16 protein-coding genes and 1 pseudogene are annotated in these 16553 nt (G+C 63.8%); 7 read left to right on the plus strand and 10 right to left on the minus strand.

Translation table 11 applies throughout. The features are described 5' to 3' along the window. Nucleotides 1-7: 7 nt before the first annotated feature. From PMM47T1_RS20510 to dinG, 4 genes are all read right to left on the minus strand, one after another. Nucleotides 8-1027, minus strand: coding sequence for an OmpA family protein (locus PMM47T1_RS20510; protein WP_008372534.1), 1020 nt, complete (start codon nt 1025-1027; stop codon nt 8-10). A gap of 115 nt (nt 1028-1142) precedes the next feature. Beyond that, entirely contained in the window at nt 1143-2288 is a 1146-nt protein-coding gene (locus PMM47T1_RS20515) for an EstA family serine hydrolase (RefSeq protein ID WP_008372536.1), read from the minus strand. 204 nt (nt 2289-2492) lie between these two features. Then, nucleotides 2493-4775, minus strand: coding sequence for a beta-agarase (locus PMM47T1_RS20520; protein WP_008372538.1), 2283 nt, complete (start codon nt 4773-4775; stop codon nt 2493-2495). A gap of 84 nt (nt 4776-4859) precedes the next feature. After that, complete coding sequence (dinG, locus tag PMM47T1_RS20525) at nt 4860-7004, minus strand: ATP-dependent DNA helicase DinG (RefSeq protein ID WP_008372540.1); 2145 nt, start codon at nt 7002-7004, stop codon at nt 4860-4862. 96 nt (nt 7005-7100) lie between these two features. Here dinG and PMM47T1_RS20530 point away from each other — a divergent pair, with 96 nt between their 5' ends. Next, the gene (locus tag PMM47T1_RS20530) at nt 7101-7565 is read left to right on the plus strand and encodes a CopD family protein (RefSeq protein WP_008372542.1); all 465 of its coding nucleotides are present in this window, start codon (nt 7101-7103) and stop codon (nt 7563-7565) included. A 6-nt stretch (nt 7566-7571) separates the two neighbouring features. Here PMM47T1_RS20530 and PMM47T1_RS20535 read toward each other — a convergent pair whose 3' ends face one another. From PMM47T1_RS20535 to PMM47T1_RS20550, 4 genes are all read right to left on the minus strand, one after another. Continuing rightward, nucleotides 7572-8330 carry a hypothetical protein gene (locus tag PMM47T1_RS20535; RefSeq protein WP_008372544.1) on the minus strand — a complete coding sequence of 253 codons (759 nt, stop codon included), beginning with the start codon at nt 8328-8330 and terminating at the stop codon, nt 7572-7574. Then, complete coding sequence (locus tag PMM47T1_RS20540) at nt 8323-8601, minus strand: DUF1145 domain-containing protein (RefSeq protein ID WP_043301318.1); 279 nt, start codon at nt 8599-8601, stop codon at nt 8323-8325. The genes PMM47T1_RS20535 and PMM47T1_RS20540 overlap by 8 nt, the downstream gene beginning before the upstream one ends. Before the next feature lie 218 nt (nt 8602-8819). Beyond that, nucleotides 8820-9551 (minus strand): OmpA family protein, encoded by a 732-nt coding sequence (locus PMM47T1_RS20545; RefSeq protein ID WP_043301315.1) that lies wholly within the window; start codon nt 9549-9551, stop codon nt 8820-8822. A gap of 90 nt (nt 9552-9641) precedes the next feature. Next, the gene (locus PMM47T1_RS20550; RefSeq protein ID WP_008372551.1) at nt 9642-10340 is read right to left on the minus strand and encodes an OmpA family protein; all 699 of its coding nucleotides are present in this window, start codon (nt 10338-10340) and stop codon (nt 9642-9644) included. A gap of 148 nt (nt 10341-10488) precedes the next feature. Between PMM47T1_RS20550 and PMM47T1_RS20555 the strand changes: the two genes are divergently transcribed. Together PMM47T1_RS20555 and PMM47T1_RS20560 are read left to right on the plus strand one after the other, a co-directional pair. Then, nucleotides 10489-10986 carry a DUF6231 family protein gene (locus PMM47T1_RS20555; protein WP_008372553.1) on the plus strand — a complete coding sequence of 166 codons (498 nt, stop codon included), beginning with the start codon at nt 10489-10491 and terminating at the stop codon, nt 10984-10986. 4 nt (nt 10987-10990) lie between these two features. Next, a complete protein-coding gene (locus PMM47T1_RS20560) occupies nt 10991-11467 on the plus strand; it encodes a YchJ family protein (protein WP_008372555.1) in 477 nt (158 codons plus the stop codon). Here the strand turns inward: PMM47T1_RS20560 and PMM47T1_RS20565 are convergent. Then, entirely contained in the window at nt 11457-11993 is a 537-nt protein-coding gene (locus PMM47T1_RS20565) for a hypothetical protein (RefSeq protein ID WP_008372556.1), read from the minus strand. The genes PMM47T1_RS20560 and PMM47T1_RS20565 overlap by 11 nt on opposite strands. Before the next feature lie 126 nt (nt 11994-12119). Here PMM47T1_RS20565 and PMM47T1_RS20570 point away from each other — a divergent pair, with 126 nt between their 5' ends. Continuing rightward, nucleotides 12120-12599 carry an LEA type 2 family protein gene (locus PMM47T1_RS20570; RefSeq protein WP_008372559.1) on the plus strand — a complete coding sequence of 160 codons (480 nt, stop codon included), beginning with the start codon at nt 12120-12122 and terminating at the stop codon, nt 12597-12599. 6 nt (nt 12600-12605) lie between these two features. Here the strand turns inward: PMM47T1_RS20570 and PMM47T1_RS30705 are convergent. Continuing rightward, nucleotides 12606-12692: pseudogene (locus PMM47T1_RS30705) on the minus strand (transcriptional regulator); the annotation flags it as partial. Between the two features lie 125 nt (nt 12693-12817). Here PMM47T1_RS30705 and PMM47T1_RS20575 point away from each other — a divergent pair. The 3 genes from PMM47T1_RS20575 to PMM47T1_RS20585 all read left to right on the plus strand — a co-directional run bounded on the left by PMM47T1_RS20575 (nt 12818) and on the right by PMM47T1_RS20585 (nt 16406). Further along, a complete protein-coding gene (locus PMM47T1_RS20575; RefSeq protein ID WP_008372560.1) occupies nt 12818-13027 on the plus strand; it encodes an SEC-C metal-binding domain-containing protein in 210 nt (69 codons plus the stop codon). 133 nt (nt 13028-13160) lie between these two features. Further along, a complete protein-coding gene (locus PMM47T1_RS20580; RefSeq protein ID WP_008372562.1) occupies nt 13161-13805 on the plus strand; it encodes a glutathione binding-like protein in 645 nt (214 codons plus the stop codon). A gap of 147 nt (nt 13806-13952) precedes the next feature. Continuing rightward, nucleotides 13953-16406, plus strand: a complete 2454-nt coding sequence (locus tag PMM47T1_RS20585; RefSeq protein WP_008372564.1) for a penicillin acylase family protein — start codon at nt 13953-13955, stop codon at nt 16404-16406. Nucleotides 16407-16553 lie beyond the last annotated feature (147 nt).

Below are 16553 nucleotides of genomic sequence, written 5' to 3' on the forward strand. Positions count from 1 at the left end.
TTGACGATCAGTTCTGTACTTGCGCGACGGCGTCAGGCTTTTTCTTGGCCGGCGCTGCTGCCTTGGCTGGGGTGACCTTCTTCTTCGCGGCGGGCTTGGCCGGGGCTTTTTTCGCGGCGGTTTTCTTGCCCGCCGCTTTCTTGGCCGGGGTGGCCGCCGGAACGGGCTTGACGTCCTGCACCGCAACCATTTCGGCAACCGGTGGGGTTGGCGAACTGTACTTGGCAACCAGGGCCACCATGGTTTCCTGCGGGGTCAGCACGATTTCGATGCGGCGGTTCAGGGCGCGGCCCTGCACGCTGTCGTTGGCAGCACGTGGCATCAGCGAGCCCATGCCGCGAGCGGCCAAGTGCTGACGGTCAAGGCCGCTGAGGTGGAAAATGGCGCTGATAGACTGGGCGCGCTGCAGGCTGATTTTCTGCACGTCAGGCGCACCGCTGGCATCGGCGTGGCCGACGATCAACACGGCGGTCTTGGGGTCGGTTTCAACCGCCTTGGCAATGTTGGTGATCGGGCTCAGGGTAATGGGCAGCAGCAGTTCCGGACGCTTGGGGTTGAAGCTGCTGTCCACAGGGGCAATCACCACGAGCACGTCTGCACGACGCTCGACCTGGAAGCTGGAACCCTTGACGGCTTCGCGTACTTTTGGCTCGTAGCTGTCGAGCCAGGCCTGGGTCATCTTGGCATCAATTTTTGGCACCACGGCCACTGCCGGCTTGGCGGCAGCTGGAGTAGCGGCGGACGGCGGGAACGGCCACCACCAGTGCGTACCGCTGTCTGCCGGGGCAGTGGCCGGGACGGCGGCGGCTGCAACCGACGGCGGCGCTCCAACCGGTGCCGGCTTGACTTCATCCTTGGCCACCTTGTCGGTGATCGCGCCTGCCACATCCTTGTCTACCGCATGATCGGTAGCGCCGAACGGCCACCAGTGGAAGCCACCGTTGTCAGCCGTATTGTTTTGTGGAGTCTGGGCGCAGCCGGTCACAGCCAGGCACAGGGCAAACGCGATGGATTTATTGGAGTACATAAGCTTTCCACAGGATGAGGTTGATACAAATCGGGTTAGAAAACCCGTTTAAACCGTTGATTGGATAGTAGTTGAATCGTCAAGTTCCAGCACGCCGCCGGTCGATTCGATCATTTTATAGACAAGTGGCAAGCACCCGCACGAGCTTTTGTGCGCGGGGGTCCATCAATACGTACGGCCCCAGGGTATTGGTGACAAAACCGAACGCCACGTCGTGTTCCGGGTCGGCGAAACCGACCGAACCGCCTGCGCCAGGATGCCCGAACGCCTTGGCACCAAGGCCGAACGTGGCGTTGGCCAGGGCCGGTTGATCGAGCATGCAGCCCAGGCCGAAACGCGTAGGCGTCAGCAAGGTCTTGTCCGGCCCGACACTGTGTTCGCGCGTCAGTTCGTCCAGCAGTTGCGACTCCAGCAGGCTGCCATCCAGCAGGCCGGCGTAGAAACCCGCCAGGCTGCGCGCATTGCCATGACCATTGGCGGCCGGCTGCTGCATGCGGCGCCATTGCGGCTTATTGGTGCTGGTAAGCACCGAAGGCGGGTTGGTGAAGGCGCGGGTGCTCATGGCCGTCGGTTCGCGCAGGGTCACTTGCAGCAGGCGCTGAGCGGCCTCGTCACCCATGTTACCCTTGCCACGGGCAATGTGCGCCACGCGATAAAACTCTTCATCGGCCAGGCCGACGTGGAAATCCAACCCTAGTGGCTTGGCCACCCGAGCGACGATGGATTCACCCGGGCCACGGCCGTCGGCGCGGCGCAGCAGTTCGCCCACAAGCCAGCCGTAGGTAATGGCCGCGTAGCCGTGGCCAGTGCCCGGCGTCCACCAGGGTGCCTCGGCGGCCAGGGCATCGACCATCACCTGCCAGTCGTACAACGCTTCGGCGGGCAGTACGTCGCGCAGCGCCGGCAAGCCGGCCTGGTGACAGAGCAGTTGGCGCAGGGTAATGCGCTCCTTCCCGGCCGCGGCGAATTCGGGCCAGTAGCGGGCCACAGGGGCATCGAGGTCCAGCTTGCCCTCGCCCACCAGTTGCAGGGCGGTGACCGCCGTGAAGGTCTTGGTGCAGGAAAACAGGTTGGCAATGGTGTCGCTGTGCCAGGCCTGCTGGCTGTCCTTGTCGGCAGTGCCGGCCCACAGGTCGATGACCGTGTTGCCACCCACCTGGATGCACAACGCGGCGCCGCGTTCCTGGGGATCGTCGAACAGGGCCGCGAAGGCCTCGCGCACCGCTTCGAATTGAAGCTCGTAATGACCCTGAATCTGCACCCAGCGACTCCCTGCACAGCATTGAACAAAGTGGGGGGCATTGTTCCAGTAGTTGCACCATTTGTGAACAGATGCATGCCGGGCGGTAGGTATCTTTCTGCTTACAGCGTGTGACAGCTGCACCGTCGATCACGGGCGCGCTGCTACACGATCGCATGCGGCGGATGTCGCGGGAGCTGCCGCCAGGCTGCTGCAATATGCGCCTTACTTATGCGCCCCACCCTTGCCATGATTCGCGCCCTTGTCGCCCGACTCGGCCGGCGCTACTGCCGGCAGGGTCTTGGCCAACTGGTCAAGGCTGTCCTGGTTGCTCTTGCGCACGGCCGCCACGAAGCCCTGATAGGGCACGTCGGTGATGCCCACCAGGCCGAAGTGGCCGTTTTCGCCGTCCAGCAGGCGCCCGGTGACGGGCTGGTCCAGGTATTGGAACCAGTGCACGCCGACAATCGTCGGTTCCTGCATCGCCGCCTTGAGGAAGGTGGCGTAGGCGGTGCCGCGGTCTTCTTCCTTCGCCACTTCCATCGGCCCCGGCCAGAACGGCCCGCGGTCACGTGAGCCGAAGGTGAACTCGGACACCAGCACCGGCTTGTCCAATTGCCGCAGGCGCGCAAAGTCATAGCCGTCCTGGGGCTTGGGCGTATAGAAGTTGAAACTCAGCACGTCGCAATACTGCGCACAGGAATCCACCGCTTCCGGGCTGGAGACGGCATAGCGCCCGCCCAGCAGCAAGTGGTTGGGGGCGTGCCACTTGAGGGCGTCGGCGATGGTCTTGAAATACGTGTCGGCGAACGTGCGCTGGAAGAACTTGAGGTCGGCCTCGATTTCCGGGTGCTCAGGGTTGGGCGGCGGCGCCTCGAAGCCCGGGTCTTCCATCAGCTCCCAGGCGGGCAGGTTGATGCCCCAGGCCTTGGACAGGCCTTCCTGGTTACGGTACTTGTCCCGCAACTGCTTGAGGAACGCGCGCTTGGCCGGCACGTCGGTGGTTTGCCGAAGGGTGCCATAGGCCAGCGCGTAACGTGCCTTGGGGTCGTTGCCGGGGCCGGCCCAGGCCAGCTCGTTGTCGGCAAAGTAACCGATCAGGTAAGGGTCGTCGCGGTGGTCGCGGGCGGCAATGGCCACGGCACGTTCGGTGGCCATGGCGAAGCGCGGGTCAAACGGGTCGGGCATGCGCCCCCACCAGTCCATGCCGGTGCTGATGCTGGCGTAATCACCGACGATGGACAGCGGCAGCACATAAGGCACCCGTTGATTGCCTTCCAGCGAGGTCGCGCTCCAGTTGCCAAGGGTGTTGAAACCCCAGGCCTGCAGGCGGTCCAGGGTGTGTTTCTGCCAGCGAATGGCATCGAACGGTTTAGCCGCACAAGGCGCCTGCGGCGTTGGTGAGCAAGGCGTGGCGTAGGTGCGCTGCAGGTTGGCGCCATAGAAATCGAACCAGCGTCCACTGCCAAAACCACGCCCTACCGAGGAACCGTTGCCGTCCTGGTTGTTGCTCTGGCCATAGTAATGCGCTGCCGGCTCATCGGCCTTGGGCAGCTTGGCGAACATCCATTCACGGCCCTGCACGTAGGTGCGGTCGTTGTCGGCGGCCACGGCGTTCACGCCCAGGGAGTAGAACGGATGGCCCTCGGGCGTCACCAGGTACCAGCGCCCGTCACGCTTTTCGGTATGGAAGAAGCCGCTGGCATTGAATGCCGCACCTTGAATCAGGCCACCGAACTTGTCCATGGGGGCCTTGGCTCGCTCGGCCAGCCAGCCCTTGAGCTGTTGCTGTTCGCGGGCCGCGGCAGCCTTGAGCTGATCATCACTGCTGATTTTCTCCGGCCAGCGGCCCCGGCTGAACTGCCCGTATTCATCGACGATGTCGGCATACGCAGACTTCTGCAGGGCATCGCCATCGACCACGCCAAAGCGTTCCAGCAGGATGTTCTGGGCCACTGCGGGCTTGTCCATGGACAGGGTCACCGACACCACCTGGCTGGCGGTGACCTCACCCTCGCTACTGGCCAGCAACGTACGTTGGCCGTCGGCCATCCACGGCATCGGCGGGCCGGCACGCATGCCCTGGCTGAGCGGCGAACTGGCCTTGAGCGGGATCACCAATGTCTGCGCCGGCCCAGCGGGCAAATCGATGCGGCTGGTGAGGGTCTTGCCATCGTTGCTCTGGACTTTCACATACAGGGTCACGGCCCAGTCCATGGCGCTTTGCGCGCGCAAGGTAATGGCGCTGTCGGTGGACCAGTCCCAGGCCCCGGTCTGGGGTTTGAGCGTCAGGCTGGGGGCCGCCACCGGGTTGAACGTCACCCGGCGCAGCACCTCCCCTTCTGCCGTCTGTTCGGCGTTGTACTGCGGCAGGCTGGCATCGACGGTCGTCACCTGCACCACGTCGGCGGGACGAACGAAGTTGAACAGCGTCTGCTGGGTGCCAGCCGCCAACAGCGGGGTGGCGAACAGCAGTGCGAATACAGCGGGCAGCGAACGGCGAATCATGGGGTTCCAGCTCTCCTTGATGGCCGATGTCGGCCTCGATCAGGTGTATAGACAGCGAAAACAGGGCAAAAAGCCCTGCCCTTGTCAGGAAATTTCGCGACGAAACGGTGGCAAGGCGTTGAGGATTGCCTTGCCGTAGCGCTGGGTCACCACACGGCGATCCAGCAGGGTGATGGTGCCGCGGTCCTGCTCGGTGCGCAGCAGGCGGCCGCAGGCCTGGATCAGTTTCAGCGACGCGTCGGGCACGGCGATTTCCATGAACGGATTGCCACCGCGCGCTTCGATCCATTCCGCCAGTGCCGCTTCCACCGGGTCATCCGGCACCGCGAAGGGAATTTTGGCGATAACCACGTGTTCACAGTAGGCGCCTGGCAAGTCGACGCCCTCGGCGAAGCTGGCCAGGCCGAACAGCACGCTGGAGTCGCCGCCGTCGACGCGCGCCTTGTGCTTGTTCAGGGTTTCCTGCTTGGACAGGTTGCCCTGGATAAACACCTGCTTGCGCCAGTCGCGGTCCAGGCCGTCGAACACGTCCTGCATCTGCCTGCGCGAGGAGAACAGCACCAACGTGCCGCGCGAGCCTTCAACCAGGCCGGGCAGGTCACGAATGATGGCCGCGGTGTGCGCCACCGCATCACGCGGGTCGGCGCGCAGGTCTGGCACCCGCAACACACCGGCATCGGCGTGGTGGAACGGGCTGGGCACCACCGCGGTCACGGCAGCCTTGGGCAGGCCGGCACGCATGCGGAAACGGTCGAACTTGCCCAGCGCGGTCAGCGTGGCCGAGGTCACCAGTGCGCCGTAGGCCACGTTCCACAAGGTACGGCGCAGCATCTCGGCGGCCAGGATAGGGCTGGCGTTGACCTCGATGTCGAACATGGCGCCGCTTTCAGCCAGGGTCAGCCAGCGCGCCATGGGCGGGCTGTCTTCCGGGTCTTCAGCGGTGAAGGCGGTCCACAGTTCCCAGTTGCCCTGGGCACGGGACAGCAGGCTGCCGAACAGCGGGTACCACTCCTCGGCCTGGTGGCTGGCGATACCGATGCTGGTCTCGCCGTCCATGCCTTCCTTGAGCAGTTCGGTCAGGCGCGTGAACAGGTCGTTGAGGCGGGCAAAGCCCTTTTTCAGCTCGATGCCCATCTCGCGCATGTGCTCGGGCACCACACCGGCTTCGAAGCGGTGGCGAGGCCGTTCGCGGCCTTCCATGTCCTCACCGGCGCGGAAGTCTGCCAGTTGCTCGCAGGCGGTGAACATGAACTGCTGTTGGGTCTTGATCTCGCGGGCCAGTTCCGGCACCTGCTCGATCAGCTTGCCCAAGTCACCTGGCAGCGGGTGCTGGGCCAGCAGCTTGGTAAGGTTCTTGGCGGTGCTTTCCAGCCAGTCGGCGGTGGATCGCAGACGCGTGTAATGGGCGAAGTGGCCGATGGCCTTGTCCGGCAGGTGGTGACCTTCGTCGAACACGTACAGGGTGTCACGTGGGTCGGGCAGCACCGCACCGCCGCCCAGGGCCAGGTCGGCCAGGACCATGTCGTGGTTGGTGACAATCACGTCGACCTTGCCCATGCCCTCGCGGGCCTTGTAGAAGGCGCACTGCTGAAAGTTGGGGCAATGGCGGTTGGTGCACTGGCTGTGGTCGGTGGTCACCCGCGCCCAGTCCTTGTCTTCCAGGGCGGTGGCCCAGCTGTCACGGTCACCGTCCCATTTGTTGCCGGCCAGCTTCTCGATCATGCTGGTGAACAGCTTTTGGCTGGCTTCGTCCACCTCAATGCGAAAGCCCTCCTCCTCGAACAACTGGGCAGTGGCCGTTTGCGCGTGGCCCTCCTGCAATAGCACGTCGAGCTTGGACAGGCACAGGTAGCGCCCGCGCCCCTTGGCCAAGGAGAACGTGAAGCTCAGACCACTGTTCTTCATCAGGTCAGGCAGGTCTTTGTAGACGATCTGCTCCTGCAGCGCGACGGTAGCGGTGGCAATCACCAGGCGCTTGCCCGCAGCCTTGGCGGCCGGGATCGCGGCCAGGCTGTAGGCCACGGTCTTGCCGGTACCGGTGCCGGCCTCGACAGCCACCACCGCACAGTCACCCGAGCGGCGCCCTTCGTCGTCACACGCGATGTCGCCCAATACCTTGGCGACTTCGGCGATCATCAAGCGCTGGCCGTAGCGAGGCTTGAGGCTCTTGGCCTCGAGGAAACGCGAATAGGCGCCCTGGATCTGGGATTTGAGTTCGTTACTGATCATGGTTCTGGGGCATGGAAGCCTGGATAAATTTTCAGTGTTTCGTTTAGGGCCGCTATCATACCCCGCTAAACCCTCTCGCGCTGAACGGAGATCCACATGGCTGCATTCGCCCCCCTCTACACCTTGCATGTCTGGGCCGCATTCGTCTGGGTAGGCGGCATGTTCTTCGCCTGGCTGGTGCTGCGGCCGGCGGCGGCTACAGCCCTGGACGCGCCTGCCCGGCTGAAGTTGTGGGCGGAAGTTTTCCGACGCTTTTTCATCTGGGTCTGGGTGGCGGTGCTGATTCTTCCGATAAGTGGCGTCGGCATGATCCAGATCAGCTTCAGCGGGTTCGAGACCGCGCCGCGTTATGTGCAGGTGATGATGGGGCTCTACGTGGTGATGGTGGCGCTGTTCCTGCGCATTACCACGCTGCAGTTGCCCGCCTTCACCCAGGCCGTTAAAGCAGAAGACTGGGCAGCCGCCGCCCCCAGCCTGGCGCAGATACGCCGGCTGGTGGGCATCAACCTGATCATCGGTTTTCTGCTGGTGGCGGTGGCTGCGGCGCGACCACCTTTGTGACGCGCGCTACAGGCGCTGAACGGTCAGCGCCCCTGGGCGCCCCGCCACACCAGGCTCGCCTGGCTGGCCTGGATGCCCGGCCTTGGCGCCCGCAGTGCTATAGATGAAGCACCCCTTGGCCTTGCCGCCGGCACCGGCCTTGCCCGCAGTGCCCGCCAGGCCACCGGCGCCACCGTCCAATTGCACCTGAATGGCGGCCTGCGGGTAGTCGCGCGGCACTTGCAGGTGCACCTGGGCGCCGGCCGCGCCATCGTGACCGTTGCCACCGTTCAAGCCATCGGCACCACGCCCGGCGTCGCCCCACAGGCAACCCGGGGCCTGGCCACTGCCGCCATCCAGGCCGAAATAGCCGGGTGCACCCGCGCCGCCGCGGGCATCCACCGACAATAGCGGCCCGGTCAGCGACTGCATTTGCAGCACCAGGTCGCGACCTGGCAATGCCTCTTTCTCATAGGTACCCGGGGCACCGCGTGCAAGAATCTGGCTGCCCTGGCCCAGGTCCGCGTGGCGGGCCTCGATGCGCAGCTGCTGGCCGCCGGGCACAATGGCGATGCGCGCCTCGTGACCCAGGCGCAGCTCGCCCACGTTCAATTCCACCAGGTTGTCCGGCACCAGCAAGGTGGCGTAGTCCTGCACTACCAGGCGGTCCAGCGTCAGCACGCCGTCCCTGCCGGGCAGACGCATCAACGAATGGGGTTCGACACTCAGGCTTTCGGCCATTGCCAAAGGCGTGAACAACGCCGCTACCAGACACAGCCTACGCATTGTTGCTCTCCTGCACCGACCGGGTCGGAATTGAACGCACATGAAAAATACCCACCAGCAGGATCTGCAAGCGGTCAAACCAGGGATGGGTGCGGCCACGCAAGCTTACGTGGAACAGCAGGAGTTCGAGCACGTGCAACACCATCAGTGCTGCACCGGCCCCATTGATCAGCACACGAAACGGATGCGTCATGGGCATGAAAAGATTCATCAGCACCACCCACCAGAACACCACCGTCAAGGCTTTGCCCAGGCTCCACAACCACGTCATGCCCGCCCCCATACATTATTCTTTGCCAGCACAGTAACGCTGGGCTGGTGTTTGTGCCATATCTGCATGAACAAAAAATGACAGTTCTTGTCATCGCCGCAAAAACGTAGCCGCTGCCACCAGGCTGCGCCGGCCCTCATCCACACTGGAGAACTCCAGCGAGGTACAGGGCCAGCGCACCCTGGCGGTAGCGGCTACGCGGTCGGGCTGGGGTGGGCTCAAGTCCCCTGGTGATTGATGTGCAGTTCCACGCGACGGTTCTTGGCGCGGCCTTCGTCGGTGCTGTTGTCAGCCACCGGCTTGCGCTCGCCGTCACCTTCGCTGGTTACCTTGCTGGCTGCCAGGCCCTGGCTGATCAGGAACTTGGCGACGCTGTCGGCCCGGCGCTCGGACAACTTCTGGTTGTAGGCATCACTGCCCTTGCTGTCGGTGTTGCCCACCACCTTGACGCTGACCACGTCAGCGGCCTTGAGCTTGCCCATCAACGCCATCAACTGGTTGCGTGCCTCTTGGGTCAGCGCCGACGAGTCGAAGGCAAACAGCACATTGCCCGCATCGCTCAGGGTAATGACTTCTTCAGGCGGCGCCGGTGCGGGCTCGGGGGCTTTTGCCGGGTATTGCGGCAACGGGCAACCCATGTGGTCCACGGGGGTATTGGGGGGCGTGCCGGGGCAATGGTCACGACGGTCGAATACGCCATCACCGTCCTCGTCGCCATCTTGCGCGTAGCAGATCAAGCCACCGGTGATAGCGCCCAATAAGCCCAGGCCACCGGCCCAGGACGAGCTCTTGATGGCGCCGAGGCCGCCACCTACTACACCACCGATGAGGCTGCAGATAGGCCAGTTCCTTTGATTGAGCGGGGCACTTCCATCGCTGGTAGTGGCGCAACCGGAGAGAACACTGCTGACCAGAAGAACGGGGAGTACCGCCCGCCAGATTAATCTCATATGGAATGCTCCTGTGTCACCGGCCAGTGCCGGTAACACAGGAGTAAAGACCGGCCTGTGGAACTTCACAAGCCGCGCATTGCAAGGTTTTCAGCGGTCGATGCGGATTTCCACGCGACGGTTCTGGGCACGCCCGTCAGCCGTCTTGTTGTCGGCAACCGGCTGGCTCTCGCCTGCACCACTGACCGACACGAAGCTGGCGCGAGGAATACCGACGCTGATGAGGTAGTCCACCACCGAGTGCGCACGGCGCTCGGACAGCTTCTTGTTGTAGCCCGGCTTGCCGACGCTGTCGGTGTGCCCGGTCACGGTCAACTGAGTCGTGGAGGCTTCAGGCTTGAGCTTGGTGGCCACCTTGTCCAGTTGCGCCTTGTCGGCCGTGGTCAGCTTGGCGGAGTCAAACTCGAAATGCACATCGCGAATCACGATGACTTCCTGCTTGGGCAGCGGCGCCTGCTCCACCATCGGCGCTGGTGGCGGTGGCAATGGGCAACCGGTGGCATCGACCGGGGTGCCATGCGGTGTGTGCGGGCACTTGTCGACGCTGTCCATCACGCCATCGCCATCTTCGTCGCCGTCGCCATGCACCCAGCAATAGGCCGCCGCGACCCCGCCACCTACCAGCACGCCCCAACCGGCCCAGGTCGAGTTCTTGATCGAACCCAGCGCCGCACCCGTGACACCCCCGACCGCCGCGCACTTGGGCCAGTCGGTTTTCTGCAACCCTGCGCAACCAGTCAACACACTGGTTAGCAGTACCAAAGGTAATGCCTTACTCACTATGCTCATCAGGTCTCTCTCCTTAGGGGGGAATCGGCGGACAACCGATGCATTGGGAGTAAAGACGGCACTTTGCAGATGCGCCAGCAATAAGCCATGCAGGCTAGGTTTCGACCTCGAACAAGGCTAGTCTTGGCAGTTCTGATGAGGACGTTCAATGACTGCAAGCTTTTCTTCGCGCACGCCACAACAGGCCCTAGCGGCCCTGCTGGATCGCTATGCGCCACAACAATTGCTGGTGGTGGGCGCTGACGATTTCCCCGCCCTGACCGCTTTCAAACAAGCGCACCCGGACAGCACTGTGGCCCAGGCCGCGCCCGGCACCCTGCCGCCAGCGCTGGCCAGCCAGCGGTTTGACCTGGCCGTGGTGGTGGACTGCCTGGAGCACCTGCCCAAGCGCACCGCACTGGAACTGCTGGGCGGCATCCGCAACCTCAATGCCAGCCGCATCGCCGTCCTGGTAGACCTGGCGGCCAGCGGCTGGAGCGAAACCGACTTCTATGCCCTGGCGCTGCAGGCCAGCGAGCGCTTCCAGCGCGACGAGCAGGTATTGACCCTGTTCACCTACGATCTGCGTGAATACAAGCAGGTGCCCGACTGGCTGAATGCGCGGTTCTGGGCCAACCCGGAAAACTTCGGCAAGTACTGGTGGTGATCCGATGAGTACAAGCATATGCCCATGCGGCAGCGGCAACCTGCTGGACGCCTGCTGCGGCCATTACCACGCAGGCCACCCGGCGCCCGACGCCCAGGCACTGATGCGCTCGCGCTACAGCGCGTATGTACTGGGCCTGATCGACTACCTGCTGGCCACCACCCTGCCCGCCCAGCAAGCCGGGCTGGACCGCCAGGCCATCAGTGACTGGAGCTCGCAAAGCACCTGGCTGGGCCTGACGGTGGAAAGCGCCGAGGTATTTGGCGGCCAGCCAGAACACGCCTTTGTGACCTTCGTGGCTCGCTGGCACGATGCGAGCGGCGAACACGGCCACCGCGAGCGTTCCTCGTTCGTGCAGAACCAGGGGCGCTGGTACTTCATAGACCCTACCGTGGCGCTCAAGGCCGGTCGCAATGACGCCTGCCCTTGCGCCAGTGGCCAGAAGTTCAAGAAGTGCTGCGCCAACTACATCACGGCGTGATTTTCAAATGGCTGGTGTCTGGTGCGGCGGGGCCGGCAGCCCGTGGCGCCTGGCCCATGTCACTGCCCGCCGGCGCCAGGCTGAATTGCCCCAGGTCAAGGCGCGGGGCCTGGGCAACAGGTTTCTGCGGTTGCAGGTCACTGCCTGCCTCGGCCACCTCAAAGGCCGGAGCCTGCACCTCCACAAACGCCGCCATATAGCAGTCGCGCGGCACCCAGGGCTCTGCCATCTTGTTGGGCCGCCGCACAAAGCCGGGCGCATCGGGCGGCGGCGCCATCTCGATTTCCTCCACATGCACCGGCACCGGCTCGATGCTGACGACAATGCCAGCGCGTTCCAGGGTGGCGCGATACTTTTCCGCCGCCTGGGGATCCAGGTCGCTTTTGAGCACCAGCCTGCGCCCGCTGAACAGCGCGTCGATACGCGCGCCGTCGGCCTGGAACAGTTTTGCCAGGTTGGCCTTCACCAGCGCCGGCTGCGCCCCGGCCACCAGTTCACCCCGGAAGACAATTTCGAAAAGCCCCATAGTGTGCCTCCTGCCTATCGGGCACTGGCCCATCGAGAGTAATGGCCATCAGTATGGCTCATGTATGTTTTTGCCAACAAGCCAGGCGTGGGGTTGGTAGACTCAGGCTATAGCGAGGGACCAGCCATGCACTCACGGATACTGCGCCTGTTCACCGTCTGCCTGTTCCTGGGGCTGAGCGGCTGCGCCAGCTGGTTCGCCGACGACCTCAAAGACCCTGAAGTCCACCTGCTCGACGTACAAGTAGTCAAGGCCAAGCTGCTGCAGCAGAAATTCGTGCTGCACTTTCGCATCGACAACCCCAACGACACCAGCCTCACCGTCAGCGGCCTGCATTATCGGGTGCACCTGGCCGATATCCTGCTGGCAGAAGGCGAATATGATGAATGGTTAAGCGTAGACGCCCATTCAAGCGCGCGCTTCAACGTGCCGATCCGCACCAACCTGTGGGAACACCTGCGCGACGTGGTCAAACTGCTGCGCCACCCCGACCGCCCCATCCCCTACCGCCTGGAAGGCGAGCTGAAGACCGGGCTGGTGTTTGGGCACGACGTGGTGCTGCGGCGCAGTGGCGAGGTGATGCCAGCGGCGTTGATGCGCAGATGAGGCCAATCAACGACGCAAAGCCGCCAGTACGCGTTCGGGATCATTGAGAATGGCGCGTAACAACGCGCGTGCAGGGCCTTCTGAAATCCTTTGACGTCAAGCTGCTATCGACCATCAGAGCATTCGGATCTTCATGCGGGAGATTTCTTTGAATCTCGCCAGCCATTACTCCATCAGCAATGAGATAATTCCCGCCGATCTATTTCGGAGACACCCAAATGACCCAGCAACCCCATGTCCATGGCCCTGACTGCAACCACGATCACGACCATGATCACCACCACGACCACGACCACGGCCATGTTCACGGCCCGCATTGCAACCACGAACCCCAGGAGCCGGTGCGCAACGCCCTCAAGGACGTAGGCCGCAACGATCCGTGCCCGTGCGGCAACGGCAAGAAATTCAAGAAGTGCCACGGCGCCTGATTGAATGACCCACCGCCGGGCCCAAGGGTGCCGGCGGCGGGAATTTGAAATGCTTTGAAACAAAACCCCAGGGGAGTACAACAGTCGATCCGGGCAGCGCCTTGATAGCCGCCCCTGATACCTGGAGCGTTTCATGATCGACCTGTATTACTGGACTACCCCAAACGGCCACAAGATCACCCTGTTTCTGGAGGAAGCCGGGCTTGAGTACAAGGTCCACCCGGTCAACATCGGCAAGCACGAACAGTTCGCCCCGGCCTTCTTGAGCCTATCCCCCAACAACCGCATCCCGGCGATTGTCGACAGCCAGCCTGCCGACGGCGGCGAAGCCATTTCGCTGTTCGAATCCGGCGCCATCCTGCTGTACCTGGCGCAAAAGACCGGCCAGTTCCTGCCCACCGACTTGCGCGGTCGCGAACAGGTACTGCAATGGCTGTTCTGGCAAATGGGCGGCCTGGGCCCCATGGCAGGGCAGAACCATCACTTCAATGCGTTTGCCCCGGAAAAGATCCCCTACGCCATGAAGCGCTACATTGACGAGACCGCCCGCCTCTACGGCGTGCTGGACAAGCGCCTGGCCGACCGCGCTTTCGTGGCCGGCGACGACTACAGCATCGCCGACATGGCCATCTACCCCTGGATCGTGCCCTACGAGCGGCAAAGCCAGAACCTCGACGATTTCCCGCACCTCAAGCGCTGGTTCAACGCCATCAAGACGCGCCCGGCCACGGAACGGGCCTACGCCTGGGTGGACCGCATCAACCCGCCGCAGGCCTGATTTTCCAGACGCCGCAGGCACTTGCACGCAAGGCCTGCGACGCCGGCCGACCTGCGGTGTAAATAAAGGTCGTGGCCCGCTTGCGTGGCGTGTGCGCGCTCACTAACGTAGCGCCTTTTATACGCCAGCCCCGCAGGAGCCTCAGCCATGGCCTCGCCAGCCTTTACTCAATTTCTTCCACGGTTCGGCGCCGCCGCAACCATGGCCGGGCTGCTCAGCCTGACCGGTTGCCAGTCCTGGCTTGACAGCCGTTACGCCGACAGTTTGCCACCGGATGCCGGCGTGCAGCCGCTCAAGGGGCTGGCCCAGAACGTGTCGGTGCGTCGCAACGCCAATGGCATGCCGCTGATCGAGAGCAGCAGCTTCCACGACGCGCTGTTTGCCCAGGGTTATATCGCCGCCAGCGATCGCATCAGCCAGATGGTCGGCATGCGCCTGCTGGCCCAGGGCCGCCTGGCCGAAATGGACGGCCCGGCGATGCTGGACGTCGATCGTTTCATGCGCGCCGTCAACCTGAAGAAAAACGCCGATCAGCTGTACGCAGCTGCGTCGCCGCGCCTCAAGCGCTTCTTCGAGGTATACGCCCGCGGCGTCAACGCCTACCTGTTCCGCTATCGCGACAAGCTGCCGATGGACCTGGCCGAATCGGGTTACAAGCCTGAGTACTGGAAGCCGGAAGACTCGGCGCTGATCTTCGCCTTGTTCAACTTCAGCCAGTCGGTGAACCTGAAGGAAGAGCTGGCCTCGCTGACCCTGGCGCAGAAAGTGGGCGTGGACAAGCTGGCCTGGCTGATTCCCACCTACCCGGACGAACCGCTGCCGTTCGATGAAACCGACAAGCTCAAGGGCGTCAGCCTGGGGCAGATCCCCGGCCTGGGCGACGTGGACAAGGCCGTCAGCGACCTGGCCGGCCTGAACCTGCCGGGCATTGCCAGCGCCGACAACTGGGCCATCAGCCCGGCCCGCGCGCGCAGTGGCCGCAGCCTGCTCGCCAATGACACGCACCAGCCACTGGCCAGCCCATCGCTGTGGAACTACGTGCAAATCCGTGCCCCCAAGTACCAGGCCGCAGGCGTGTCCCTGGCCGGTATCCCCGGGGTAATGGCCGGCTTCAACGGCAAAGTGGCCTGGGGCATGGCCCCGGCCATGGGCGACAACCAGGACCTGTATCTGGAAAAACTGCAGCGTCAGGGCAATCAGTTGCAATACCTGGCCGACGGCAAGTGGCGCCCGGTGGGCGTGCGCCAGGAAACCTTCTTCATCAAGGGCCGCAGCCCGCTGCGCGAAGCCGTGTATGACACCCGCCACGGCGCCTTGCTCAACAGCACGCTGGGCGGCGGCGCTGCCAACGGCGGCCTGGGCCTGGCCCTGCAAGCCCCGGACTTCAAGGACGACAAGAGCCTGGACGCGCTGTTCGACCTGTCGCGGGCACAATCGCTGGAGGCCGCATCCGATGCCAGCCGCGAAATCCGCGCCATTGCTGTCAATATGATCTTCGCCGACGCCCAGCACATCGGCTGGCAAGTGACCGGCCGCCTGCCCAACCGCCGTGAAGGCCGAGGGCTGGTGCCGTCGCCGGGCTGGGACGGCCGTTATGACTGGGACGGCTTTGCCGACGCCATGCTGCACCCCTATGACCAGGACCCACCGCAAGGCTGGCTGGGCACCGCCAACCAGCGCACCGTGCCCCACGGCTACGGCATGCAACTGTCCAATTCCTGGTACTACCCGGAGCGCAGCGAACGCCTGGCCGAGCTGGCCGGTGCGGGCAAGCAAGACACGCGCAGCATGATCGCCATGCAATATGACCAGACCACCACCTTCGCCACCAAGCTGAAGGCCATGTTTCAGGCCCCAGGCATGGCGATGCCGCTCAAGCAGGCCATCGACGCCCTGCCCGCCGCCGACCGCGCCAAGGCCCAGCAAGCCCTGACCCGCCTGCTGGCGTTCAATGGCAACCTGGCCGCACAGTCGGCCGATGCCGCACTGTACGAACTGTTCCTGCAGGAAAGCAGCAAGCAGATCTTCCTCGATGAACTGGGCCCGCAAGACAGCCCGGCCTGGAAGGCCTTCGTGGCAGCGGGCAACCTGTCGTACTCGGCTCAGGCCGACCACCTGCTGGCCCGCGAGGACAGCCCGTTCTGGGACGACGTGCACACCGCGCAGAAAGAAGACAAACCAACCATCCTGGCCCGCAGCCTGGCAGCGGCGGTCAACGAAGGCGAGCGGCAACTGGGCCCCGACCACACGGCCTGGCAATGGGGCAACCTGCACCGTTACCAGTGGGCCACTCAAGGCACGCAACTGCCTGCGCGCCAGGCCGGGGGCGATCACACCACGCTCAATGCCGCCGCTTATGCCTGGGGCCAGAGCTTTGACGTGACCCAGGCTTCGTCCATGCGCTTTATAGTCGACTTTGCGCAAAACGAACCGATGATCGCGCAGAACAGCCCAGGCCAGTCCGGTAACCCGGCCAGCCCGCACTATGCCGATGGCATTGACGGCTGGACGAAGGGGCAATACGTGAGCATCCCGCTGCAGCCACAGAACTTCGACAGGGCATACGGCACCAAGCGCCTGACGCTGACGCCCGGGAAATAACGCCCCTACCACCGCCATCGTAGCCGCTGTCGCAGGCTGCGGCGGCGGCTACATCGTTTGGTGGTGCTGATAAAAACAGCAGACGAAAAAAAGCCTGCACTAGGCAGGCTTCTTTTTGGTACCAGGCGTTCAGTATTCCTGATTCCG

Origin of the sequence: Pseudomonas sp. M47T1, from assembly GCF_000263855.1 — a bacterium.
Classification (GTDB): Bacteria; Pseudomonadota; Gammaproteobacteria; order Pseudomonadales; family Pseudomonadaceae; genus Aquipseudomonas.

Bases quoted from the DNA above. Each gene is read 5' to 3' on its own strand.
- dinG (WP_008372540.1), bottom strand. From the start codon at position 7,004: ATGATCAGTAACGAACTCAAATCCCAGATCCAGGGCGCCTATTCGCGT.
- PMM47T1_RS20510 (WP_008372534.1), bottom strand. From the start codon at position 1,027: ATGTACTCCAATAAATCCATCGCGTTTGCCCTGTGCCTGGCTGTGACC.
- PMM47T1_RS20580 (WP_008372562.1), top strand. From the start codon at position 13,161: ATGATCGACCTGTATTACTGGACTACCCCAAACGGCCACAAGATCACC.
- PMM47T1_RS20545 (WP_043301315.1), bottom strand. From the start codon at position 9,551: ATGAGATTAATCTGGCGGGCGGTACTCCCCGTTCTTCTGGTCAGCAGT.
- PMM47T1_RS20520 (WP_008372538.1), bottom strand. From the start codon at position 4,775: ATGATTCGCCGTTCGCTGCCCGCTGTATTCGCACTGCTGTTCGCCACC.
- PMM47T1_RS20565 (WP_008372556.1), bottom strand. From the start codon at position 11,993: ATGGGGCTTTTCGAAATTGTCTTCCGGGGTGAACTGGTGGCCGGGGCG.
- PMM47T1_RS20540 (WP_043301318.1), bottom strand. From the start codon at position 8,601: ATGACGTGGTTGTGGAGCCTGGGCAAAGCCTTGACGGTGGTGTTCTGG.
- PMM47T1_RS20570 (WP_008372559.1), top strand. From the start codon at position 12,120: ATGCACTCACGGATACTGCGCCTGTTCACCGTCTGCCTGTTCCTGGGG.
- PMM47T1_RS20560 (WP_008372555.1), top strand. From the start codon at position 10,991: ATGAGTACAAGCATATGCCCATGCGGCAGCGGCAACCTGCTGGACGCC.
- PMM47T1_RS20530 (WP_008372542.1), top strand. From the start codon at position 7,101: ATGGCTGCATTCGCCCCCCTCTACACCTTGCATGTCTGGGCCGCATTC.
- PMM47T1_RS20555 (WP_008372553.1), top strand. From the start codon at position 10,489: ATGACTGCAAGCTTTTCTTCGCGCACGCCACAACAGGCCCTAGCGGCC.
- PMM47T1_RS20535 (WP_008372544.1), bottom strand. From the start codon at position 8,330: ATGCGTAGGCTGTGTCTGGTAGCGGCGTTGTTCACGCCTTTGGCAATG.
- PMM47T1_RS20550 (WP_008372551.1), bottom strand. From the start codon at position 10,340: ATGAGCATAGTGAGTAAGGCATTACCTTTGGTACTGCTAACCAGTGTG.
- PMM47T1_RS20575 (WP_008372560.1), top strand. From the start codon at position 12,818: ATGACCCAGCAACCCCATGTCCATGGCCCTGACTGCAACCACGATCAC.
- PMM47T1_RS20585 (WP_008372564.1), top strand. From the start codon at position 13,953: ATGGCCTCGCCAGCCTTTACTCAATTTCTTCCACGGTTCGGCGCCGCC.